This window comes from Paraburkholderia bryophila (assembly GCF_003269035.1).
Lineage (GTDB): Bacteria > Pseudomonadota > Gammaproteobacteria > Burkholderiales > Burkholderiaceae > Paraburkholderia > Paraburkholderia bryophila.
On record NZ_QLTK01000045.1, the window covers coordinates 14,038 to 36,090 of the forward strand.

Below are 22,053 nucleotides of genomic sequence, written 5' to 3' on the forward strand. Positions count from 1 at the left end.
CGGGCGGCTATGTAACCGGCGTCGACAAATGAGGCCGCCAAGTCTGGACGCGCGGCCGAAATCCCTGCCGTCGCTCGGCCTTTCTGCCGCCGCCCGCGGAGGGCTCATAGGCGCGGCGATGCTCGCGCTGAGTGCGTGCGCGGGCAATAGTCATCTTAGTTTCCTGAGTCCTCAGGGCCCCGTGGCGGCGACACAGCGCGCCCATTTTGTCGAGATGGTGTCGCTGCTGGCGATCTTCGTTGCGTTGCCGATCTTTCTACTTGTCCCGTGGATAGCCTGGCGTTATCGCTACGGCGCGAAGTCGTCCCGCTATGCGCCCAGATGGGGGTATTCCAACGTGCTGGAGATTGCCGCGTGGAGCGGACCGGTAGTGATCGTGGTGCTGCTGGCGGTGCTGGTGTGGCGAAGCACGCATGCGCTCGATCCGTACCGGCCCATTGTCTCCAATGCGCCGCCACTGCGTGTTCTCGTGATCGGTTACGACTGGAAATGGCTCTTCATCTATCCCGACCAGGGCGTCGCTAGCATTGGCTTACTGCCATTGCCCGTCGGGCGGCCCGTGGCAATGCAGTTGACATCCGCCACGGTGATGCAGTCGCTGCAGATACCCGCACTAGGCGGTCAGATCTACGCGATGGGCGGCATGGTCACCCAACTGCACTTGCAGGCGGATGCGCCCGGACGCTTCATGGGTGAAAACACCATGTACAACGGCGACGGCTTCCATCAGCAACGTTTCACAGCCGTGGCAATGACCCCAGAAGCATTCGACGATTGGGTCAAACACAGTCGGTCCGACGGTTTGACACTCGATGCAAGGACACTAAAGCTGATAGCACAGCGCACAACGCCTGCACAACTCATGAAAGCTCTGGGACAGAACGCCGGGGTGGGCAATATCTCATTCAGTCGGGCGACATACGACATATTCTCCCGCATCGTCATGGCAACGATGGCGGGCACCACGCCCAGTTTCAAGTCAGACAGCGGTCTACCTGAATCGCCGACGAAGCCGGTCGTCGATCACGCGAGTTTGTCCCCTGCGGAGCAAAAGCCATGAGCCTCCCCGATCTTCTTGTCCATCCGCTTGGACGGCTGAGCCTGGACGCGTTGCCATTCTGGCAAATGGTGCAACACCCCAGCAAAAGAAACCTGATCAACGGCATCATTGCGACCGGAGCGGCCTCGATGGTCGGCATCGGCGCAATCGTCACCATTATGTTGATTACCCGCTACCGCAAGTGGGCAGTTCTGTGGAACGAATGGCTGACCAGCCCCGATCACAAGAAGATTGGCATTATGTATGTGGTACTGGCTTTCGTGATGCTCGCGCGTGCGCTGATCGAAGCCCTTTTGATCCGTACGCAACAGGCCTTCGGCCTGAATGGCGGGTTCTTGTCAGCCGATCACTTTGCGCAGCTTTTCAGTACCCACGGCACCATCATGATCTTCTTCATGGCAATGCCGTTCCTGACCGGCATCATTAACTATGTCATCCCTTTGCAGATCGGCGCGCGCGACGTCGCGTTTCCCGTACTCAACTCGATTAGTCTAGGGCTGACCGCGGCCGGCGCGGCATTGGTGATGATCTCGCTGTGCATCGGCACATTCTCAACCGGCGGCTGGTTCGGCTATCCACCCTACACCGAGGCAACCTTCAGCCCCGGCGTGGGACCGGATTACTGGATATGGGCATTGTCGCTGGCTTCCTTGAGTTCAACCTTCACTGGAATCAATTTTGCCGTCACCATCTACAAGGGGCGTGCACCCGGAATGAAATACATGCACATGCCACTGTTCACGTGGACCGCCCTGTGCACCAGCATTCTAATGATTTTTGCGATGCCGCCGCTGACGGTGGCAACAGCCCAGCTGGCACTCGACCGATATCTCGGGTTTCACTTTTTTACCAACGAGCTTGGCGGCAACATGATGCATTTCGCCAACCTGTTCTGGTTATTTGGACATCCGGAAGTCTACATTCTGATTCTGCCTGCATTTGGCGTCTACTCGGAAGTCATCTCCACCTTCTCCAGCAAAATGCTGTTCGGGTACCGGACGCTCGTGACGGCGACCATGGCTATTGCAATCCTGTCTTTCACTGTCTGGTTGCACCATTTCTTCACCATGGGTCAGAGCGCGAATATCAATGCAGTGTTTGGGATTGCCTCGATGTTGATTGGCATTCCGACTGGCGTAAAGATCTACGACTGGATGGCGACGATGTTTCGCGGCCGGATACGCTTCACGGTGCCGATGCTCTATTCGATCGGCTTCATGCTGCTCTTCGTGCTGGGCGGCATCAGCGGCATCCTGCTTGCGGACCCCGGCATCGACTACCAGGTGCATAACAGTGTTTTCCTGGTCGCGCACTTCCACAACGTCGCAGTACCGGGACTGTTGTTCGGCATGATTGCCGCCTACCATTACTGGTTTCCAAAGGCCTTCGGCTTTCGTCTTCACGAAGGCCTCGGAAAAGGCTCCGCGCTGTGCTGGATAGCCGGTTTCATGCTTGCCTTCTTTCCGCTCTACGCCTTGGGGCTGATGGGGATGCCTCGCCGCACGGTCGCTTACTCGGAGCCACGGTACGTACCACTCGAGACCACGGCGTTGTTCGGCGCGGCGCTGATCGTCATCGCGCTTGGCCTGCTGGTCCTGCAACTCTGGGTTTCCATCAAACAGCGTGAGGCGCACCGTGTGTTTGCGGGCGACCCCTGGGATGGTCGAAGTCTTGAATGGTCGGTATCCGCGCCACCGCCGGAGTACAACTTCGCGATTATTCCGCACGTCGTCGGTCGCGACGCATTCACTGTTGCGAAGGAAACCGGGACAGCCTTCCAACGTTTGGACGCATACGCCGATATTACGGTGCCGAGGAACAGTGCAATGGGGCCAGTCGTCGCAATCGTCGGCTTCTTACTTGCCTTCGGCCTAGTGTGGCAGATCTGGTGGATGACGATGCTCTCTGCAGTGGCCGCGGCCGCCACCATGATCGTGCGAGGCTTCGCCCGGAACACCACACGCATCGTCACCGCGGAGGAAGTGCGCAAGGATCACTATCGATGGCTCGATGTCGTGGAGTCGGCCACGGCTATTTCCCGTGCCGATGAACGTACACCTGCCAACGAAGGGCTTGCGCAGCAAGTGTCCGAGGGGATGGTGCCATGAGCCGCGATGCCGCGAAGTATCCAGGCGTGAACCTGACGTCGGCACACGGCCCCGATCACGAAGCCGCCGAGAACCTGATCTTCGGTTTCTGGGTGTTTTTGATGAGCGATGCCCTTCTGTTCGGGCTGGCATTCGCATCCTATGTAACGTCTCTGAATGCGACGGCGGGCGGCCCGGGCCCTCACCAACTCTTTGACATCAAGAGCACTTTAATTGAGACACTGTTACTCCTGACGAGCAGCGTGACATTCGGATTTGCCTCAATCACACTCAAGTACAAACACGGCACCCCGAGGCTTATCGCGTGGCTCGCGGCAACGCTCATGTTCGGAGTCGCGTTCCTGGCTTTTGAACTCCATGATTTCAGCGCCATGTTTGCCAAGGGCGGCGTTCCCGGCCGCAGCGGCTACCTGTCCGCCTTCTTTGGCCTCGTGCCCCTGCACGGATTGCACGTCATTGGCGGGTGCGTCTGGTTGCTCTGCCTGATGGGTCAGATCGCGCGCTATGGCGTGGATACCGCGACGAAAGTGGGCATCATGCGGCTCGCGCTATTCTGGCACTTCCTCGACATCGTCTGGGTCGCCATTTTTTCGGTGGTTTATTTGGCAGGGCTGACATGAGCGAACCAACACACACTGCCGCGGACGACGTCGACGCGGCGAAGAACGAACGCCGGGAGTTTCGATCGTACCTGCAGGGCGGCGCTACCGCGCTGCTGCTGACTCTGGTGCCCTTTGCACTGATTCACTGGGCCGATGTGTCGCGGTTGACATTGCTGATCGTGATTGGGGCCTGTGCGCTGGTACAGATCGTCGTGCACTTTCGATTCTTTCTGCACATCAGCTTTTCTCATCAGCGCGAGGACCTCCAGTTGATTCTGTTTTCGGCGCTGTTAATTACCATCATGGTTGGTGGGACGGTCTGGATCATGACCAGTCTGGCATTTCGCATGGAGATGTCTTCGATCCCCTGACGCAGGAATGCTTTTTGGAAAATTCGCACGTCGACGCATCAACGACGGCGCGGCCTGCTTGCGTCAGCGTCGCGCGTCTGCCGCTACGGTCGAATAGTGCAAACATCCATGTCGCTTTCAACTTTTTGGACAAGGTAGCTGATCGACGACGGAACCCTATGCAACTGTTCGGCCGCCTCGCCGAATGTGCCTGTCCGCTCGATGGTGTCCAATACTTGCAGGGCTTCAAAGGACAACTTGATAGCCTTAGGATGATTTCATGACTTTTACAATGTTTAGATCGACTTCGCCGCGAAGGACGAGCGGCTCAGTAGAAGCCTAGCGATCATTTCGCCTCGATTTTTCGAGGTGCGCTCGGTGCCATCGAGATGGACAGTGACAATGTTGTCGTTTGCGAGGGCAGTGGGCTTTTGAAGGCCTCGTCAAGGCGTTGTAAACTTGCCATGCGTGAGACAAAACGCTGGAGGTGTGACGATGATTTAGAAACCGGTCGACGGATCGCGGGCGAGGTCGGTGAATTCGCGCCAGGCAATGAACCTTGCTGCAAGCTGTTTGCGATAAAGTGAAGCGCGCAGCAGATGCCGCTTGATCGCGAAGTGTAGCCGGATCAGTCCGAAGCTCGACAGGAAGGCCTGCGTGCTTTTCGGATTGCGAAAACCGCGCATGCGACGCTCGCGTTCACGTGTCGACTGGTGGCTGTTTTCAGCCCTGTTGTTCAGTCGGGCTGCCGCTTTGACAAACACGTGCTTTACGCTCGCCGGCTCTGGAATCTCAGCTTTGGCGGCCGGATAGCTACGCAGTTCATCGGTAAAGATCTTGCGCGGCACCGGGTTCGAGCGCAGCACACGCTTGAAGAAGCGCTTGGCCGCGGGCTTATCGCGCCGCTTTTGCAGCAGGATGTCGAGTTCGGCGCCGTGCTAGTCCACTGCGCGCCATAGTAGGTAAGGCTCGCCGCGCAACGTCACGAACATCTCGTCAAGGTGCCATGTGCCGCCTTAGCTCTTCGATGTCACGCAAGCTCAATTGATATCGGTAGTACCAGCGCACGGCGCAACTGATGACGCCAGCTGGAAAACGGTACCCGCGATACAGCGATTTCGGTTTCTTCATCGCCTCATCTTACGCGAGACGGCCAGCAACCTGACAACGCCCCCAATTCGCATCTCCCACAATGCTTCTGAATTTAGCTCTGGCGTTTTCAGTCTGGCTGAAAGGCCATCAATTTTGGGTAAAAAGATGGGGATAGCTTATAAAGAACGCGATGAGTCTGAGCAGGTTGTGTCGTACCATTAATGCGACTGCGCTGTTTCGGCGACACCCCGGCTACCATGCGCGTGTCCCCGTCGGGCACCACCGGTGCACCGCTTGCGGGACCTCGTTTTCAAGGGTTCTGCTGGACGAATCCTGCTATCGGCTCGGGCGCTCACTCGGGCGGCCGGATTTCCAGCATGCATAGCGCAAACCGCTCAACGGAGTTCGAACTGCCCGCCTAAAAGTTATCGCCGCGCTGCGGCAACCGCTTCCAGCCGTGCCGTCGACCCGCGTATGACGATCGCCCCGGGCAAGACCAGCGAGCGCGTGGACATGGACGGATCGGCGAGCCGTTGGGTAAGCAACTGCATTGCCATTTTGCCGATCTCATAGACCGGCTGAGCGATCACCGTGATGCCCGGCGATACCAGTTCGGTCCACGGCTCGTTGTCGAAGCCCGCTAGTGCGATCGCTTCACCCGGAATGGCGCCCTGCGCCCGCATGGCCCGGTAGGCGCCGAGCAGCAGGAGGCCGTTGCTCGCCACGATCGCATCGGGCCGGCTGGCGGCGTTCCCCTCGAGCCAGCCGCCGACGGGCCGCACCGCGCCCTCGGGGTTGGGCTCGACGAATTCCGCCTGTACCGGCAGATCATGCCGCCCCAGCGCCTGCACGAAGCCCTCGTGGCGATCGCGCCCGGTCGTACTGGCATTGCCAAACAGGCCAGCGATCCGCCGGTATCCGCGCTCGACCAGATGCTCGACGAGCCGCGCCGACGCGTCACGGTTATCGAGCACCACCGCATCCGCGCTGCCCGCGGGGCCGGCGCGGTCGATCATCACCACGGGGAAATCGTAAGCGTCGGCCTTGAAGCTTTGCGCGGCGTCGTGAGTAGGCGAGTAAATGCAGCCAGTGACCCGCTCTTCTTCCATCAGCCCGAGATACATCGCCTCCTTCTCGGGGTTCTCGTCTGTATTGCACAGAATCACGCGCAGACCTTGCTGATAGGCGGCGTCTTCCACCGCGCGACTGACTTCGGTAAAGAAGGGATTGCGCACGTCCGACACAATCAGGCCGATCGTGGCCGTATCCCCGGAGCGCAGACGGCGTGCCGCCGCATTCGGACGGTAGCCGAGTTGCTCGATCGCACGGAGCACTCGCTGGCGGACTGTGTCGCGAACCGGACCGTTATTCGACAGCACGCGTGACACCGTCGTGACCGACACCCCTGCCGCTTCGGCAACATCCTTGATTCGTAAGTTCATGAAAAGTGGTATCGATTCCGTAACCGGCTCGGTATTTTCCCTGGATTGCCTATCAGGCAGCTGAAACGCCTCACTATGGCGACTCCCGGCTGCACAGCCTTTGCGGACCATTCTACCTGGCTTTCAAGAAAAATCATTGAAATCTGCGAAGACGGCGAAGACTTGACGGCCAAAGTGGTATCGATTCCAATACGACCACTTTAACGATTCGATTTGAGGAGACGCGATGCCGTCGCTGCTTACCGCAGAGTTGGTTCGACTGAACGCACGTGCCAGCTCGAAACTCGACGCGATCGTCCAGGCCGGCGAGTTGCTGGCCGCCGCCGGCTATATCGAGCCCGCCTATATCGAGAGCCTGCAAGGTCGCGAACAAGTCTCGAATACCTATCTGGGTAGCGGCGTCGCGATTCCGCACGGCATGCAGGAAGATCGTCATCTGATCCGGCGCACCGGCGTGGCCGTGCTGCAACTTCCGGAAGGCGTCGAGTGGCATGACGGCGAACGCGCGAATCTGGTCGTGGCGATTGCCGCACAGTCCGACGAACACATTGCGTTGCTGCAACGGCTCACCCGTCTGATCGGCGACCCCGCGCAACTGCTCGCGCTCGTCGAGGCGCGCGATCCGCACGTGCTCGTCGAAGCGTTGAACGGCGCGACGCGTGGCACCTCTACTGTGATCGATACCACCCCGGCCGACTTCGAGCAGTGCATCGAACTGGTTCTCGACTATCCGCACGGCTTGCACGCGCGTCCGGCAAGCGCATGGGTCGCGACGTCGAAGCGCTATCAGGCGGCCATGCGGGTGCGCCACGGCAAGCTTGCTGCCGACCCGAAAAATCTGGTCAGCCTGCTGCAACTGGGCGCCACGGCCAACGCGCAACTGGTGCTCTCGGCGCAAGGCGTCGACGCGGCCGAGGCCCTCGCGGCGTTGAAGCGCACCATTGAAAACTTGTCGGCCGAAGAACACGAGCGCGCGGCTGCCGCCCGGGCGCGCCGGCAAAAAGCCCAGCCGGTGGCATGGGCGCCGCTCGACCCCGCCACGCTATTCGACGGCGTCAGCGCGGGTCCCGGCTTTGCAATCGGTCCGGTACGTGTGCTGCGCACCACACAACCAGACATTCAGGACCGTCCCGCCGACACCCTCGAAGCAACTCATCAGCTAGACCGGGCCCTGCGCGAAACCGCGAGCGAACTCGATGCGCTCACGCGCGACACCACCGCGCGCCTCGGGGCAGCCGAGGGCGAAATCTTCGCCGCTCACCGCGAACTGCTCAACGACACCGAACTGCTGAACGCGGCTGCGCGCATGCTGCTGGACGGCCACGGCGTCGCCTGGTCGTGGCATCAGGCGGCCGAGCAACAGGCCGCGCGCCTCGCTGCCCTGCCCGATCCGCTGCTGGCAGCGCGCGCCACCGATCTGCGGGACGTCGCCCGCCGTGTGCTGAAACACCTGGGCGAAGACGTCGCCACCGACACGCGTCTCGACACGCCCGCGATCCTGATCGCCGAAGACCTCGCGCCGTCCGACACGGCCATGCTCGATCCGGCGGTCACGCTCGGCTTCTGCACGGTGTCGGGCGGCCCGACCTCGCATACGGCCATCCTTGCCCGCACGCTCGGCGTGCCGGCCGCCGTCGCCTGCGGCGCCGCACTGATGGATATCGCAGACGGCAGTGAAGCCGTGCTCGACGGCAGCAGCGGCCGCCTGTACATCGGCGTATCGGCGACGGACCGCGATCGCGCCCGCCACACACAGCGCCAACTGGCGGACGAGGCGCAGCGCGCCGCCGCCAATCGCGCCCTGCCCGCCGCCACCCTCGACGGTCACGTGCTCGAGATCGGCGCGAACATCACGCGTCCCGAACAGGTACGCGACGCGATCGCCAGCGGCGCGGACGGCGTCGGCCTGATGCGCACCGAGTTCCTGTTCCTCGAACGTCACGACGCGCCCAGCGAGGACGAGCAATACGACTGCTATCGCCGCATGGTCGAAGCCAGCGGCGGCCGCCAACTGATTATTCGCACGCTCGACATCGGCGGCGACAAGCAGGTGCCGTATCTGAACCTGCCTCACGAGTCGAATCCGTTTCTCGGCGTGCGCGGCCTGCGTTTGTGCCTGCGCCGTCCCGACCTGTTCCTGCCGCAATTGCGCGCGCTGTATCGCGCCGCCAAGGACGGTCCGCTGTGGATCATGTTCCCGATGGTCTCGACGCTCGACGAAGCGCGTCAGGCGCTCGCCCTGGCCGAAACGGTCCGCGTCGAACTCGGCGCGCCGAAGGTGCCGCTCGGCATCATGGTCGAAACGCCATCGGCGGCGGCCTTCGCCGATCACTTCGCCGCGCTGGTCGACTTCTTCTCGATCGGCACCAACGATCTGACCCAATACGTGCTCGCGGTGGATCGCGAGCATCCAGAACTGGCACGCATGGCCGAGAGCCTGCATCCCGCCGTGCTGCGCATGATCAAACAGACCGTGGAGGGTGCGCGCCGCCATCGCAAATGGGTCGGCGTGTGTGGCGGCCTTGCCGGCGATCCGCTCGGTGCCTCGATCCTCGCGGGCCTCGGCGTGGATGAACTGTCGATGAGCGCGCGCGACATTCCGGCCGTCAAATCGCGGCTGCGCGCGTCGCGCCTCGACGCTTTGCAGGCGCTCGCGCGCCGCGCACTCGATTGCGAAGATGTCGACGCCGTGCGTGCGCTCGACAGCGACGATATCAAGGCCGCCGCATGAAAACCGTCGTTACCGTGACCCCCAATCCTGCGCTCGATCAGACCGTGCGCGTGGCCAACCTCAAGCTCGGCGAGGTCAATCTGGCGGCGTCGCTCGAATTCAATGCCGGCGGCAAAGGTGTGAATGTGGCCGGATGTCTGGCCGACTACGGCATCACGACGATCGCCACCGGCCTGCTAGGTTCAGAGGATGCCGAAGCATTCGCTGCGATGTTCACGGAGAAGCGGATCGCCGACCGCTTCGTGCGGATTGACGGACGCCCGCGCATCAACGTGAAACTCGTCGACACGGCGCGCAACGAAACCACCGACATCAACCTCGCGACCTCGCAGCCCACCGTGGCCGATGTCGCGGCGCTGGAGCAACGCATTGCCGAACTGGCCGTGCCGGGCCGCTGGTTCGTCATGGCGGGCAGCTTGCCGCCGGGCGTCGACGTGTCGTTCTATCGCCGCGTCACGCGCAGCTTGCATGCGGCAGGTGCACGGGTTGCGCTGGATACGAGCGGCACGCCGCTGGCCGACATGCTGGGCACCGCCGAAGCTGGCGATCTGCCGGATCTGGTGAAGCCGAACCGCGCGGAACTGGAGGCGGCGCTGGGCCGCACGCTTCTTGACGACGATGCGCTGATCCGCGCCGCCTGCGAGCTGCTCGAGCGCGGGATTGCCTACGTCGTGGTGTCGCTGGGCGAGCGCGGCGCGTTGGGGGTGACCCGCGCAGATGTGGAGTCTTCCACGAACGCAACCGCCAGTGCGACCGCCTACGAAGGTTGGCGCGCGGCGCCGTTGCGGGTGCCGGTTGCGAGCACCGTCGGCGCGGGCGACGCGCTCGTCGCCGGTTTGATCGCCAGCCTCGTCGAGGCGCGGCCGTGGCCGGAACTCGGCCGGCGCGCGACGGCGTTCGCGGCGGGCAAGCTCGCACGCGTCGGCCCTCATCTGCCCGATCATGCGCGCCTCGACGCGCTCGCCGCGCAAGTCGACATCGTCAGCTTCAGCGTCGCTGCGGATTCGCTGTGCGTCACCCATCATCAAGCCGTGTAAGCCAGAGAGAGCAATGGACAAGCTGATTGGACTGGTATCGTCCCCGCAACAAAGCGCAGCGCCGATGGTCGCGGCGCAAGCCCTCAATCGCGCCGCACAGAAGCGCGGCGCCCGGCTCACGATCGAGACGCGCAGTGCGCTCGGCGTGGAGCATCCGCTGAGCCCCGCCGAGATCGCCGGCGCGCGAACCGTGCTGATCGCAGCCGACGCGACGGATCACGTCGACGAGACGCCGTTCGCTGGCAAGACCATTCATCGTGTTTCGCTCGACGATGCCATTCGCGAGGCCGATGCGGTGCTGGCGCGTGCCGCAGCCGGCAGCGTGGCGGCAGGTGTGCCCACGTCGGCGGCGCCGGGCAAGCTCAGGATCGTCGCGATTACCTCGTGTCCGACCGGCATCGCTCACACCTTCATGGCGGCCGAAGGTCTCGCGCAAGGCGCGAAGTCGCTGGGTCACGAGATTCACGTCGAGACCCAAGGCTCGGTTGGCGCGCAGAACACGCTGAGCGACGAGCAGATCGCGGCGGCAGATCTGGTGGTGATCGCCGCCGATACCCAGGTCGACAAAAGCCGCTTCCGAGGCAAACGGCTTTATGAAACCGGCACCAAAGGCGCCATCGGCAAGGGAGCGGCACTGATTGCCAAGGCGATCGAGCAAGCCGGTATCGAAGGGGGCACGCAAGGCGCTGCTTCGGCCGGCGCAGCGGGTGCATCGAGTCCGACAGGCGCCGCACTCGCCGATCAGGTCGCGGCCGCCAAGAAACAGCGCTCGGCGAAATCGTCCGGCCCGTACCGCCACCTCATGACCGGCGTGTCGTTCATGCTGCCGTTCGTCGTTGCAGGGGGCCTGCTGATCGCGATTTCCTTCGCGCTGGGCGGCATCTACGCGTTCGACGACGCACACAAAGGCACCCTCGCGTGGGCGCTGTTCCAGATCGGAGCGAAATCGGCCTTTGCGCTGATCGTACCGGTGCTGTCCGGCTACATCGCCTATTCGATCGCAGACCGGCCCGGCATTACGCCCGGCATGGTCGGCGGGATGCTCGCCGCCAGTCTCGGCGCAGGCTTTCTCGGCGGCATCATTTCCGGTTTTCTCGCCGGTTACACGGCGCTCCTGATCAGCCGCAAACTGAAATTGCATCGCAACCTCGAAGGCCTCAAGCCGGTGCTGATCATTCCGCTTGTATCAACGCTGGTCGTCGGGCTGCTGATGATCTACGTGGTCGGCACACCCGTCGCGACAGCTCTGCACGGCCTCGAAAACTGGCTGCGCTCGATGCAGACCGGCAGCGCGGTCACGCTCGGCCTGCTGCTCGGCGCAATGATGGCATTCGACATGGGCGGTCCGGTCAACAAGGCCGCCTACGCATTCAGCACGGGCCTGATCGCGAGTCAGGTGTACACGCCGATGGCGGCCGCCATGGCGGCCGGCATGACACCGCCGCTCGGCATCGCGCTCGCTACATGGGTTTTCCGCAACCGCTTCCTGAAGGACGAACGCGAAGCCGGCAATGCAGCCGCGGTGCTCGGCATGGCGTTCATTACTGAAGGCGCGATTCCGTTCGCGGCTCGCGATCCGATGCGGATCATTCCGGCGTGCGTGGTGGGTTCAGCGATTACGGGCGCCATTTCGATGGCGTCGAGCGTTGAACTGAAAGTGCCGCACGGCGGCATTTTCGTGCTGCCGATTCCCAACGCCGTCACGCATCTGGGCATGTATGTGGTGGCGATCGCGGTGGGGACGATCGTTACGGCCCTTGCAGTGGGATTGCTGAAGCGCCCTGTCGCGGCGGCCTGATCTCTCCAATGCCGCTCATCAGATCAGGCTCCACGCCGACCATGGCAGAAAATGTCAACGAAACGTATCGCGGGTATCAGCTGGTCATCGAGGCGGCGCCGCACGAGAACGGCGCAGTCACACTACGCCGCACGATTGCGCGGCGTCTGGGCCAACGCCTGCTCGTCGAACATGAACACAACGAAACAGCGTTGCATCCGGCGAGCGGGACCGTCAGCCTGACGGTCACCGCTCTGCGCGACGCGCGCGAAGCGGTCGATCGATTACTGGGAGGCTGGCATTCTCACTACACACACGGCGCGAATGTGTTTGCCGGCGATGGATGCGCCAGCGTCTGGCAGGAATAACCGGCGACCAGGTTTCGTCAGGGAGTTGCGGCCGCTCTTTTGTTGGAACCGTGCAGAACTGAACGAACCGCTGACCTTGCCATTACAGTCGGGCGTTCAGAGCGAGCCCGCCCACAGGATAAGCTCGCTGCCCGCCCATCCTAGAACCGATGCCTGATCCCCGCCAGCAGAAGATTCTGCACCTGACTGGTTGAAGGCGCATTCAAAAAGATATCAGCAACAGCGTGCGGTCCGCTTACATGCTGCACGACGTCAAACAGATAAACATCCGTTCGCTTGGACAAAAAGTAGTCGAGGCTGAGCATGGCCGTATTCCAATGCGGATTGGCATCCAGCCCGCCGTATTTCCCCTGTGTGTAAGTATAAGATCCGCCCAGCATCAGCGCAGGCGTCAGATACCAGGAAAGCGAAGTCCCAAAATTGGTCAATCTCAGGCTCGAGCCGTCCAGGTACGAAAAATGAATCTGGTCGATAAGCATGCTCCACCTGACCCCATGGCCGAAGTCGTAAGAACCGGCGACACCGTAATTGCGCTGCCGATCCACGCCGACGTTGCTGTTCAGCGGACTCGTGTGAAACAGCTCAAACGGCGCACCGAGATAGTCGTCAGTCACCGCACCGTTTGGATGGGCGATACCGGGCGAGTCGAGTTCGACATAAGCTGCTCCCAGTTTCAGACCTCCCGATTGGTAACCCACGCCCGCACTGAATGCACGATTCACCGAAAACTGTCCAGCCGCATTGCTAAACGCGTATAGCGCCTCGGCACTGATGCCGCCGAATGTCGGGCTCGTGTACTTGACTGAATTGCTGTAACGCCAGCTGCCCATCAGGTTATCGGCATCGCCCGGATTGGCAGCGAGGCCGGAGGCCACGCTCGGCGCAGCAAAGGGGGCGATGTAGTCCCAGAACATGTCGTATTGCCGACCGAACGTAACGGTACCCAGCGAGCGATCACTGAGTCCGACAAACGCTTGCCGCCCGAACATCCGGCCGCCCTGCTGGAACTTCCCGCTCGTGATGTCGAAACCATTTTCAAGTGTTGCTACGGCCTGCACGCCGCCGCCGAGGTCCTCCGCGACCTTGAAACCGAGCCGGTTGTTCTGGTTGGTGCCACCCAACATTTTCACACTGGCGGAGCCACCCTCGTTGCTGACCCACCCGACACCCTCGGATAACAGTCCATACAGGGTAACGCTACTTTGCGCCCACGCAGTCCCCGCGAATGAAGCAAAAACCGCCCCTGCGACAATGCAACGTCTCATCTTTATTCCTCCAGTTGAATTTATTGTTTCACTTAGGTTAACTAATTACCTTGCTCGTCATTTTTTGAAGAAAGTCCATGTCGACTGCAGGCTTAACATTGGCTCAATGATTTCCAGCAACGCACCATGCCACGCGCGGCCGAAGCCCGGCATGGCATCCAGCAGGGGGCGATAGCGTGAATAGCCAGATTACCGCGGCCCCCTGAAAGTCCGGATGGCCGCGATGAGTTCGAGTGTCAGGCGACCGGCATCAATGCCACGCCTGCTCAATCAAGCACTCAGGTCAGCTCGCGGTGAGCCATTTCTTTTATGCCGATCAGCGCAAGCAATGCTGCGGCACCGGAGAATACGACCAGCCAGGCAGGCGAAGCGACCGATCCTGATTCCTTGATTAACCAGGTGGAGATGAAAGGCGTAAAGCCGCCGAATACGCCAGCAATCGCATTGGCGAGCGCCGCGCCAACCGCGCGTGTGGCGGTAGGAAACAGTTCCGCCACGGTCGCGGGCACAGCGCCATTAAACCCGACGACAACAGCCGTGAGCAGCATCTGTATCGCGAAGAAAGTCGGAAAAGAGACGCCCGATGCAATCAGCCCGTACATCGGATACGCCAGCACCACCAGCAGCACGGCGCAGATCAGCATCTGCCGCCGGCGACCGTACAGGTCGGACAGCAACCCCACGACCGGTGCTCCGACCACCGTCAGTGCAAGTGCGCAGGTGTTGGCCCAAAGCGCCATCGAGCGTGGGATCGCGCCGTACAACTGGGCATATGAAGGCATATACACGGTCACCATGTAGGACGCCATCAGCAACGGCAAACAGATACACGCGGCCCTGAGCAGCAGAGCCGGAAACGCCGTCTGATTCTGTGGCACGTCCCCGGTCGGTTGCGATCTGAATTTTGGCGGCTCCTCGACGTTACGTCGCATATACAAACCAACAGGAATCAGGGCTGCTCCCAGAAGAAACGGAATCCGCCATCCCCAGTCAGTCATCTGCTCAGGGCTCAGCGCCGTGCTTACGCACGCGGCCACCCCAGAGCCCAGCAACAAACCGCCGGACACGCTCGCGAGCAGAAGTCCACCGTAAAAGCCTCTGCGGCCGGGTTTGGCCCATTCAGCGAGGAACGCCGCGGCATTGCCCCATTCGCCACCGGCGGCAAGACCCTGCAACAGACGCGCAACCAGCAGCACCAGCGGCGCGGCGATGCCGATGTGAGCATAGGTCGGCACCACTCCTATCGCGATCGTGCCGACGGCCATCATCAGGATCGTGAGAGTAAGTACCGCTTTACGTCCGATGATGTCGCCCATCCGGCCAAGCAGAATGCTGCCCAGCGGGCGCGCGATGAATCCGGCCCCGAAGGCGCCGAAAGTTTGCAGCAGACCGATGTACTGCCCGGAGGCGGGAAAGAACTGCTTTGCGAGCAGCGTCGCGAGAAAGCCATAAACGCCGAAGTCATACCATTCCAGCGTGTTGCCGATGATCCCGGCCGCTACCGCCCGCCGACGCTCAGGAGCTGTCCGGCCAGGCGCTTGGGCAAATGAGCCTGGTTGGGCAGCAAGACTGTGTTCGTTAGTCATGTCACAGCAATCCTTGTCTGGGGCCACGGCCTGGTCGCGAGGCGGACCGGCCCGGCCTGGTTATGTATCGCCACAGCGAATAGTTATTCGCATTGGCGTATTCTGACGATGCCAAACCAGAGCGATATAGGGATGTTCCCTGTGTCGCGTAAAGGGTCGACTTCTAGGGAAAACCTTGATGTGCGTCCTGACTTGGTCATGACTATTATTCGCCAATACGTATTTACATTCGCATTGGCGAATAAAATCCTCCACTGATCTACCTCAAGGAAGCAGACTCCATGCAAAGCAAATTCGTCGTCCGGCCCTCGGACGTACCGTCATACAGTCCCGCCAATCACGAAGGCACGAAGAACTACCGGCTCGTCGCTCCGGGCGTCAACGGCGCTCAGTTCATGGAGATTATCTACGGAGATATCGAACGCCACGCGGGCGCGGTGGCGCATGCCCATCCCGGCATGGAACAGGCAGCCTATGTGATCGAAGGGGAAGCGACTGCTGAGATCGACGGCGTGCGTCACCACATCTCGACGGGCGACCTGATGTTCTTCCCCGCAGGCGTTTTTCATGACATTCAGGTCATCAGCGAGCGGATCAGGCTGCTCGTGATCTATTCACCACCGTACGGCGAAGCACCGGAGAAAGTCATCCGGCGCGAGAGCGAAGCCCAGTCCTGAGGCATCGATAGTTTGACGGGAGACCGCCGGCGCCGCATAAGCGCCGCGGCCTGCGCAAGGGGCACGCAGCACTAGCGCTGCCGGTCGCCCAATATCCGGCATGCCTCGATGACCTGCGCCGCCGCACGTTCGAGCTTGTCCTCCATCCGGTCCGCGGGACCTGCCACGGTAATGACATGCACGGCGTTGTTCCAGATGAACGGACTCGACACGGTGACCACGCCCGCCAGACTCTCCTCCCGGTTGAGGAACCAGCCACGGCTTTTCGACTGATTGATATCGGCGGCGAGTTTGCTTTTCGCTGTGAGCGTCTTGCTGGTCAGGCGGCTCAACTCCGCCGACTGCAGAAACTCATGGAACGCCTCCGGCGCTAGCGTGCTGAGGAAAGCCTTGCCCGCCGAAGTGGCATGCAGGCTGCGGATTTCCGAGCCGACGGTGACCGAGAAGCGGATCGGATGTTCAGGCTCCAGCACCTGCAGGTAAAGAACCTGCATGCCGGTTGCCTTCGCCAAGGTCACTGTTTCCCCCAACGAATCCCTTATCCCTTCGAGCAGAGGCGTGGCGCGCTGGACCAGCGAATCGTGCGCCACGATGACCTCGCAGACGCTGTAGAGCAGCCGGGTCGGGTAGTAACCGGCGCGCGGGCCGGTTTCATACACGTAGCCGCGCGCTTCCAGCGCATGAATCACGTCATGACAGCTGGAGATTGGAATGCCGAGCAGACGCGTCATGTCCGTCAGCGAAAGCGGGCGCTTCTCGGACGCGAACATCTCGAAGACATCCAGGGTTCGTTCAACGATCTTGGACATGCAGCAGAACCTCAGTATGAAAGTGCAACATTCTAGCCGCCTGGACCCGCCATGAGACCGTCCATGAGGGCGCAGCAAGGCATCCGGGCGCCCGCCCAGCCCGGATGCCCGCCCGTGTCATCCGCGGCATTAGGGAAACTACGAGGCGCTCAAGCACCTCACCTGCTTGTGAAGTCCTGTTTCAACGGGTAGGATTATCGCATAGGCGAAGTTTACTTCGCTATCGCGAATTTAATGAAAACCCAGGCGATGCGCTCCGGTTTATACCGGATCGCGCCGAGCAATGACGCGACTACCGCTGCGCATGGCGAACATGCCCGGACACGATCAGGAGAAAGCAGGATGAGTGGCCCTCTAGCAGGCGTGCGTATTATCGATTTGACGACCGTGGTGATGGGGCCGTCGGCCACCCAGATTCTCGGCGACCTCGGCGCGGACGTGATCAAGGTCGAATCCGCAGGCGGCGACTCCATGCGCCACATCGGCCCGATGCGGAACCCCGGCATGGGACCGCTATTTCTGCAGGCGAACCGCAACAAACGCAGCATCGTGCTGGACTTGAAAGCCGAAGCAGATATGCACCAGCTGCGCGAGCTGATTCGCAACGCCGATGTGCTGATCTCGAATATCCGGCCACAAGCCATGGCGCGCCTCGGCTTGAGCTATGAGAGCGCAACCGAACTCAATCCTTCCATCATTTTCTGCTCGACCGTGGGCTATGGCGAAGGCGGGCCCTACGCGGGCGCGGCCGTCTACGACGACCTGATGCAGGCCGCCTCGGGTGTGGCCGGCATGTTCGAGCGCGTCGACGGCAAGCCGCGCTATGCCCCGATCAATCTTTGCGATCGCGTCGTCGGCCTGTATGCGGCGATTGCGGTACAGGCCGCGCTGTATAACCGTCAACAGACCGGCGAAGGCCAGCAGGTCGAAGTGCCAATGTTCGAGACGATGGCGCAGTTTGTGCTCGCCGATCATATCGGCGGGCGCGCCTTCGTGCCACCGCTCGGCGACACCGGTTATCTGCGTCTGCTGTCGCGCTCACGCGGACCCTATCCCACCGCGGACGGCTATCTCTCTCTGGTCGTCTACACGGATGCTCACTGGCGCAAATTCAGCCGGATGATCGGCCGCCCGTCCCTCGTCGACGAAGACGAGCGCTTTCGCAGTCTGCAAACCCGCACGACTCACGCGGAAGCGGCCGGACAGTTGCTCGCCGATGAGCTGCCGAAGAAAACCACCGCGGAGTGGCTCGCGGCATTCCATGCAGCCGATATCCCCGCATGCCGCGTCAATTCTGTCGACGACCTGTTCGACGACCCGCATCTGCACGCGGTCGCCTTTTTCAGGCAGATGGAGCATCCGAGCGAAGGCACGGTGATGGTGCCGCGCTCGCCGCTGAATTTTTCCGCCACCCCCCTGGAGATCAATAGACTCGCGCCAACGCTCGGCGAGCACACCGGCGAGCTAGGCGCCAAGGCGTATCCAGCGGACTCCCTTCCTACGCCCGGCTAACCTGATTGCACGAAGAGAACGAGTCATGTCGCAAAACATTTCTGAAGTTGTCCTGACTGAACGGCGCGGCAACGCGCTGTGGATTTCCATTAACCGGGTAGAGCGACGCAATGCGCTGAACCCGGATGTCATCGCGGGCATTCATGCGTCGATCGTCGCCGCGGGAAGCGATCCTTCGATTCGCGCGATCGTGCTGACCGGTGCCGGTGACAAGGCCTTTTGCGCAGGGGCCGATCTGTCGCGAGGAACCGGCGTATTCGCGGCCGATCTTGACGAACCCACCACCGATTTCGGCCGGCTCGCGCGCGCCGTACATCAGAGCGGCATTCCCTTGATTGCACGGATCAATGGTGCTTGCGTGGCAGGCGGCATGGGCCTGATGGCCCTTTGCGACCTTGCCGTGGTCGCCGATCACGCCCGCTTCGGCTTGCCTGAGTCGAAGGTGGGGGTGTTTCCGATGCAGGTGCTTGTCTATCTGCGCAAGATGTTGGCGCCTCGCCACGTCAACTATCTTTGCCTCACCGGCGAACTGATCAACGCAGGCCAGGCGCTGGAGATGGGCCTCGCTAACGAAGTCGTGCCGTATGCACATCTCGACGAGCGGGTGGAGGCGCTCGTCGCGAGCATCGCGCAGACGTCGCCGATCGCCGTTCGGCGCGGCAAGTATGCGATTGCTGCGATGTCAGACATGAACTTCGACGCCGCGCTCGCTTTCGCGGAAACACAGATCGCTCTGGCCTCCCGTACCGACGACGCGAAAGAAGGTCTCGCCGCCTTCAGCGATCGACGCGCCCCTCGCTGGGTCCCCTTCACTTCCGGCACAAACCAGAATGACTGAAAAAATTGTTCGTATCGCGGGCGCTTCCGGCGCATGGGGCGACAGCCCGATGTCCATCCCGCAACTGCTCGGCGCTCCCGTCGACTATCTGGTCATGGACTATCTTGCAGAAGTCACCATGTCCCTGTTGGCGCGCGCTAAAAGAAAGAACGCCGAGGCCGGCTTCCCACCCGACTTCGTCGCCTATCTCACCCCGCATCTGAAGACGATCGCCGAGCGCGGCATCCGGGTTGTCACCAACGCCGGCGGCATCAACCCGCAAGCCTGCAAAAAGACGATCGAAGACGCTGCACGGGAACTCGGCGTTTCGCTTCGCGTCGCCGTGGTGCTAGGCGACGATCTGATGCCGTCGCTGGACACACTGCGCGCTGCAGGTATTCGCGAAGCCTTGTCGAAGGCCCCGCTTCCGTCGCAGCTTCTGTCTGCGAACGCTTACCTGGGTGCCTTGCCGATCGCCGCGGCGCTCGAGCAAGGGGCGGACATCGTCATTACCGGCCGCTGCGTCGACAGCGCCCTCGCGCTCGGCGCGCTCATTCATGAATTCGGCTGGCAAAGCGATGATTACGACCGGCTCGCCGCGGGGAGCCTCGTCGGGCATCTGCTCGAATGTGGCCCGCAAGTCACAGGGGGACTGTTCACCGATTGGGAAAGCGTGCCGGACTGGCACAACATCGGGTATCCCATCGCCCATTGCCATGCGGACGGCACCTTCATTGTCACGAAGCCGGAAGGGACTGGCGGTTTGCTGTCCGTGCCGAGCGTCGCCGAACAGGTGTTGTATGAAATCGGCGACCCGGCCGCTTATCTGTTGCCCGATGTGACCGCCGACTTTTCAGGCGTCGAACTGGAACAGGTTGGCGCGCAGGAGGTGCGCGTGAGCGGCGCGCGAGGCCGCGCCCCGACCTCCAAGTACAAGGTTTCCGCCACCTTCCAGGACGGCTGGCGAGCCATCGCATTGATCGCGATCGTCGGGACGAATGCCGCGGGTAAGGCGGAGCGTACCGCACATGCGCTGATCGAACGCGCACGGATGCTGTTTCGCGAGCAGGACTGGGCAGATTTTTCCGCCACGCACGTCGAGGTGCTGGGTGCCGAGGCCTCTTATGGCAGCGAGTCGCGCGCTCGGGATGCCCGCGAAGTCGTGTTGCGACTGGTGGTCGATCATAAAGACCCGCGGGCCCTCGACCTCTTTGCGCGCCAGGTCGGCGCGGTAGGCCTGAGCTTCGCGCAAGGCACGGCCGGCCTTATAGGCGGTCGGCCGAAGGCCGCGCCGCTGGTGAGGCTGTTCACGTTCTTTGTCGACAAGGCGAGTCTCCAGGCGCCGACGATCGCGGTGGGCGGCGACGCGTTCCGTCCGGTGCGCATACCGCTCAATGACGGCGCCAGCGTGCACGCCTCTGTTCGTACTGAACCAACGCCCACCGCAGAAATCCCGCCCACGTCGCAAAGCTCACCGCAGGAACTCGAGGAAGTCGAATTGCACGTTTTGGCCCACGCCCGTTCCGGCGACAAGGGTAATTCGTCGAATATCGCGATCTTCTGCAGAAAGCCCGAATACATGCCGTTCCTGCGCAACGTGTTGACACCGAAGCGTATTAGCGACCACTTCGCAGCGGTGGTCGACGGCCCGGTCGAAAGATTCGAGGCGCCGGGCCTGAGCGCATTTAACTTTTTGCTGCAAAACGCGCTTGCCGGCGGCGGGATGGCATCACCGAGAATCGACCCACAAGGTAAAGCGTACGGCCAGCGGGCGCTCGAATTGCGGGTCAGCGTGCCCAAGGCATGGCTCACCGAGCTTGCAGGGCAGCGCCACGACCCAGTCGAAAGCACGGTCAACCACGCGGTCAATCACGCATCAAGCGCTCAGAAACAATAAAACAGGATATAGAAAATGAATCTCGCCGATCTCGTTGCGATCGACACGCATGTCCATGCGGAAGTCTCCTGCTGCCAGCCCCCTGATCTGTTCGGCCGCGAATTCGACGAAGCCGCGGACAAATACTTCGGCACGGTGCTCAAGATGGGCCGCCGTCCGACGATTCCGGAAACCATCGAACACTATCGTGAGCGCAAAATCGGCTTCGTGATGTTCACGGTGGATTGCGAGGCCAACCTCGGTCGCCGCCGTATTCCCAACGAAGAAATCGCCGAGTTCGCCCAAAACAATAGCGACATCATGATTGCCTTCGCGAGCATCGATCCGCACAAGGGGAAGATGGGCGTGCGCGAAGCGCGCCGCCTGATCGAAGAGTACGGCGTGCGCGGCTTCAAGTTTCATCCGACCATGCAGGCCTTCTTCGCCAACGACCGGCTCGCGTATCCGATGTACGAGCTGATCGCCGAGCACAAGCTGACCGCGGTCTTTCACAGCGGCCACTCCGGTATGGGTTCCGGCATGGCCGGCGGCGGCGGGCTGAAGCTCAAATACTCCGAGCCGATTCACCTGGATGACGTCGCGGCCGATTTCCCTGACATGAACATCATCATCGCGCATCCGTCATGGCCGTGGCAGGAGCAGGCGCTTTCGATCGCGCTCCACAAGCCGAACGTCTACATAGATCTGTCCGGCTGGTCGCCCAAGTACTTTTCGCCGGAACTGATCAAGCACGCCAACTCGCTGCTGAAACACAAGATGCTGTTCGGCTCGGATTTTCCGCTGATACGCCCGGATCGTTGGCTGGAAGATTTCGACACAGTCGGCTTCAGGCCAGAAGTTCGGCCCCTGATTCTCAAGGAAAACGCCACTCGCCTGCTCAGACTGACCTGAACGCACGTGCGACGACAGCGCCCCTTTCGACC

Annotated in this window: 17 protein-coding genes and 3 pseudogenes; 14 read left to right on the plus strand and 6 right to left on the minus strand. The window is 61.6% G+C overall.

The genetic code is table 11. From position 1 onward, the window contains the following. Nucleotides 1-118: 118 nt before the first annotated feature. From BX591_RS33995 to cyoD, 4 genes are read left to right on the plus strand one after another with little or no spacing between them, the layout of a single operon-like run. Complete coding sequence (locus BX591_RS33995; RefSeq protein WP_176343090.1) at nt 119-1,060, plus strand: cytochrome ubiquinol oxidase subunit II family protein; 942 nt, start codon at nt 119-121, stop codon at nt 1,058-1,060. Then, the gene (locus BX591_RS34000; RefSeq protein ID WP_111935691.1) at nt 1,057-3,168 is read left to right on the plus strand and encodes a cbb3-type cytochrome c oxidase subunit I; all 2,112 of its coding nucleotides are present in this window, start codon (nt 1,057-1,059) and stop codon (nt 3,166-3,168) included. Before BX591_RS33995 ends, BX591_RS34000 begins: the two co-directional genes overlap by 4 nt. After that, complete coding sequence (locus BX591_RS34005) at nt 3,165-3,788, plus strand: cytochrome c oxidase subunit 3 (protein ID WP_111935692.1); 624 nt, start codon at nt 3,165-3,167, stop codon at nt 3,786-3,788. The genes BX591_RS34000 and BX591_RS34005 overlap by 4 nt, the downstream gene beginning before the upstream one ends. After that, nucleotides 3,785-4,141, plus strand: coding sequence for a cytochrome o ubiquinol oxidase subunit IV (gene cyoD, locus BX591_RS34010; protein WP_111935693.1), 357 nt, complete (start codon nt 3,785-3,787; stop codon nt 4,139-4,141). The genes BX591_RS34005 and cyoD overlap by 4 nt, the downstream gene beginning before the upstream one ends. Nucleotides 4,142-4,178: 37 nt before the next feature. On the opposite strand, the pseudogene BX591_RS34015 reads toward cyoD, so the two are convergent. From BX591_RS34015 to BX591_RS34025, 3 genes and pseudogenes are all read right to left on the minus strand, one after another. After that, nucleotides 4,179-4,383: pseudogene (locus BX591_RS34015) on the minus strand (LysR family transcriptional regulator); the annotation flags it as partial. A 237-nt stretch (nt 4,384-4,620) separates the two neighbouring features. Beyond that, a pseudogene (locus BX591_RS34020) lies at nt 4,621-5,251 on the minus strand (IS6 family transposase). A 386-nt stretch (nt 5,252-5,637) separates the two neighbouring features. Beyond that, complete coding sequence (locus BX591_RS34025) at nt 5,638-6,654, minus strand: LacI family DNA-binding transcriptional regulator (protein WP_111935694.1); 1,017 nt, start codon at nt 6,652-6,654, stop codon at nt 5,638-5,640. A gap of 226 nt (nt 6,655-6,880) precedes the next feature. Here BX591_RS34025 and ptsP point away from each other — a divergent pair, with 226 nt between their 5' ends. From ptsP to BX591_RS34045, 4 genes are read left to right on the plus strand one after another with little or no spacing between them, the layout of a single operon-like run. Beyond that, nucleotides 6,881-9,385 (plus strand): phosphoenolpyruvate--protein phosphotransferase, encoded by a 2,505-nt coding sequence (gene ptsP, locus BX591_RS34030; protein ID WP_111935695.1) that lies wholly within the window; start codon nt 6,881-6,883, stop codon nt 9,383-9,385. Beyond that, entirely contained in the window at nt 9,382-10,422 is a 1,041-nt protein-coding gene (locus BX591_RS34035) for a 1-phosphofructokinase family hexose kinase (RefSeq protein ID WP_111935696.1), read from the plus strand. Before ptsP ends, BX591_RS34035 begins: the two co-directional genes overlap by 4 nt. A 13-nt stretch (nt 10,423-10,435) precedes the next feature. Continuing rightward, nucleotides 10,436-12,220: a PTS fructose-like transporter subunit IIB gene (locus BX591_RS34040; RefSeq protein WP_111935697.1), complete on the plus strand. Its 1,785-nt coding sequence runs from the start codon at nt 10,436-10,438 to the stop codon at nt 12,218-12,220. A 41-nt stretch (nt 12,221-12,261) separates the two neighbouring features. Then, nucleotides 12,262-12,567, plus strand: coding sequence for a DNA-binding protein (locus BX591_RS34045; RefSeq protein ID WP_111935698.1), 306 nt, complete (start codon nt 12,262-12,264; stop codon nt 12,565-12,567). 140 nt (nt 12,568-12,707) lie between these two features. On the opposite strand, the gene BX591_RS34050 is transcribed toward BX591_RS34045, so the two are convergent. Beyond that, nucleotides 12,708-13,832 carry a porin gene (locus BX591_RS34050; protein ID WP_111935699.1) on the minus strand — a complete coding sequence of 375 codons (1,125 nt, stop codon included), beginning with the start codon at nt 13,830-13,832 and terminating at the stop codon, nt 12,708-12,710. A gap of 278 nt (nt 13,833-14,110) precedes the next feature. Beyond that, nucleotides 14,111-15,418 (minus strand): MFS transporter, encoded by a 1,308-nt coding sequence (locus BX591_RS34055; protein ID WP_111935700.1) that lies wholly within the window; start codon nt 15,416-15,418, stop codon nt 14,111-14,113. 281 nt (nt 15,419-15,699) lie between these two features. Between BX591_RS34055 and BX591_RS34060 the strand changes: the two genes are divergently transcribed. Further along, nucleotides 15,700-16,095, plus strand: a complete 396-nt coding sequence (locus BX591_RS34060) for a cupin domain-containing protein (RefSeq protein ID WP_111935701.1) — start codon at nt 15,700-15,702, stop codon at nt 16,093-16,095. Nucleotides 16,096-16,166: 71 nt separating this feature from the next. Here BX591_RS34060 and BX591_RS34065 read toward each other — a convergent pair whose 3' ends face one another. Next, a complete protein-coding gene (locus BX591_RS34065) occupies nt 16,167-16,904 on the minus strand; it encodes an IclR family transcriptional regulator (RefSeq protein WP_111935702.1) in 738 nt (245 codons plus the stop codon). A gap of 342 nt (nt 16,905-17,246) precedes the next feature. Between BX591_RS34065 and BX591_RS34070 the strand changes: the two genes are divergently transcribed. The 5 genes and pseudogenes from BX591_RS34070 (at nt 17,247) to BX591_RS34085 (ending at nt 22,021) form a co-directional block, all read left to right on the plus strand. Beyond that, complete coding sequence (locus BX591_RS34070; RefSeq protein WP_111935703.1) at nt 17,247-18,416, plus strand: CaiB/BaiF CoA transferase family protein; 1,170 nt, start codon at nt 17,247-17,249, stop codon at nt 18,414-18,416. A 25-nt stretch (nt 18,417-18,441) separates the two neighbouring features. Then, nucleotides 18,442-19,254, plus strand: coding sequence for an enoyl-CoA hydratase-related protein (locus tag BX591_RS34075; RefSeq protein ID WP_111935704.1), 813 nt, complete (start codon nt 18,442-18,444; stop codon nt 19,252-19,254). Beyond that, nucleotides 19,247-20,560 (plus strand): annotated as a pseudogene (locus tag BX591_RS34080) (acyclic terpene utilization AtuA family protein); the annotation flags it as partial. The gene BX591_RS34075 and the pseudogene BX591_RS34080, both read left to right, overlap by 8 nt. 81 nt (nt 20,561-20,641) lie before the next feature. Continuing rightward, a complete protein-coding gene (locus tag BX591_RS37405; RefSeq protein ID WP_420849459.1) occupies nt 20,642-21,130 on the plus strand; it encodes an AtuA-related protein in 489 nt (162 codons plus the stop codon). A gap of 15 nt (nt 21,131-21,145) precedes the next feature. Then, nucleotides 21,146-22,021 carry an amidohydrolase family protein gene (locus BX591_RS34085; RefSeq protein ID WP_111935706.1) on the plus strand — a complete coding sequence of 292 codons (876 nt, stop codon included), beginning with the start codon at nt 21,146-21,148 and terminating at the stop codon, nt 22,019-22,021. Nucleotides 22,022-22,053 lie beyond the last annotated feature (32 nt).

What these genes read in the sequence shown, in the direction of transcription:
- cyoD (WP_111935693.1), top strand. Translation starts at nt 3,785, where the DNA reads ATGAGCGAACCAACACACACTGCCGCGGACGACGTCGACGCGGCGAAG.
- BX591_RS34000 (WP_111935691.1), top strand. Translation starts at nt 1,057, where the DNA reads ATGAGCCTCCCCGATCTTCTTGTCCATCCGCTTGGACGGCTGAGCCTG.
- BX591_RS34085 (WP_111935706.1), top strand. Translation starts at nt 21,146, where the DNA reads ATGAATCTCGCCGATCTCGTTGCGATCGACACGCATGTCCATGCGGAA.
- BX591_RS34045 (WP_111935698.1), top strand. Translation starts at nt 12,262, where the DNA reads ATGGCAGAAAATGTCAACGAAACGTATCGCGGGTATCAGCTGGTCATC.
- BX591_RS33995 (WP_176343090.1), top strand. Translation starts at nt 119, where the DNA reads ATGCTCGCGCTGAGTGCGTGCGCGGGCAATAGTCATCTTAGTTTCCTG.
- BX591_RS34060 (WP_111935701.1), top strand. Translation starts at nt 15,700, where the DNA reads ATGCAAAGCAAATTCGTCGTCCGGCCCTCGGACGTACCGTCATACAGT.
- BX591_RS34065 (WP_111935702.1), bottom strand. Translation starts at nt 16,904, where the DNA reads ATGTCCAAGATCGTTGAACGAACCCTGGATGTCTTCGAGATGTTCGCG.
- BX591_RS34025 (WP_111935694.1), bottom strand. Translation starts at nt 6,654, where the DNA reads ATGAACTTACGAATCAAGGATGTTGCCGAAGCGGCAGGGGTGTCGGTC.
- BX591_RS34005 (WP_111935692.1), top strand. Translation starts at nt 3,165, where the DNA reads ATGAGCCGCGATGCCGCGAAGTATCCAGGCGTGAACCTGACGTCGGCA.
- BX591_RS34055 (WP_111935700.1), bottom strand. Translation starts at nt 15,418, where the DNA reads ATGACTAACGAACACAGTCTTGCTGCCCAACCAGGCTCATTTGCCCAA.
- BX591_RS34035 (WP_111935696.1), top strand. Translation starts at nt 9,382, where the DNA reads ATGAAAACCGTCGTTACCGTGACCCCCAATCCTGCGCTCGATCAGACC.
- BX591_RS34040 (WP_111935697.1), top strand. Translation starts at nt 10,436, where the DNA reads ATGGACAAGCTGATTGGACTGGTATCGTCCCCGCAACAAAGCGCAGCG.
- ptsP (WP_111935695.1), top strand. Translation starts at nt 6,881, where the DNA reads ATGCCGTCGCTGCTTACCGCAGAGTTGGTTCGACTGAACGCACGTGCC.
- BX591_RS34070 (WP_111935703.1), top strand. Translation starts at nt 17,247, where the DNA reads ATGAGTGGCCCTCTAGCAGGCGTGCGTATTATCGATTTGACGACCGTG.
- BX591_RS34050 (WP_111935699.1), bottom strand. Translation starts at nt 13,832, where the DNA reads ATGAGACGTTGCATTGTCGCAGGGGCGGTTTTTGCTTCATTCGCGGGG.
- BX591_RS34075 (WP_111935704.1), top strand. Translation starts at nt 18,442, where the DNA reads ATGTCGCAAAACATTTCTGAAGTTGTCCTGACTGAACGGCGCGGCAAC.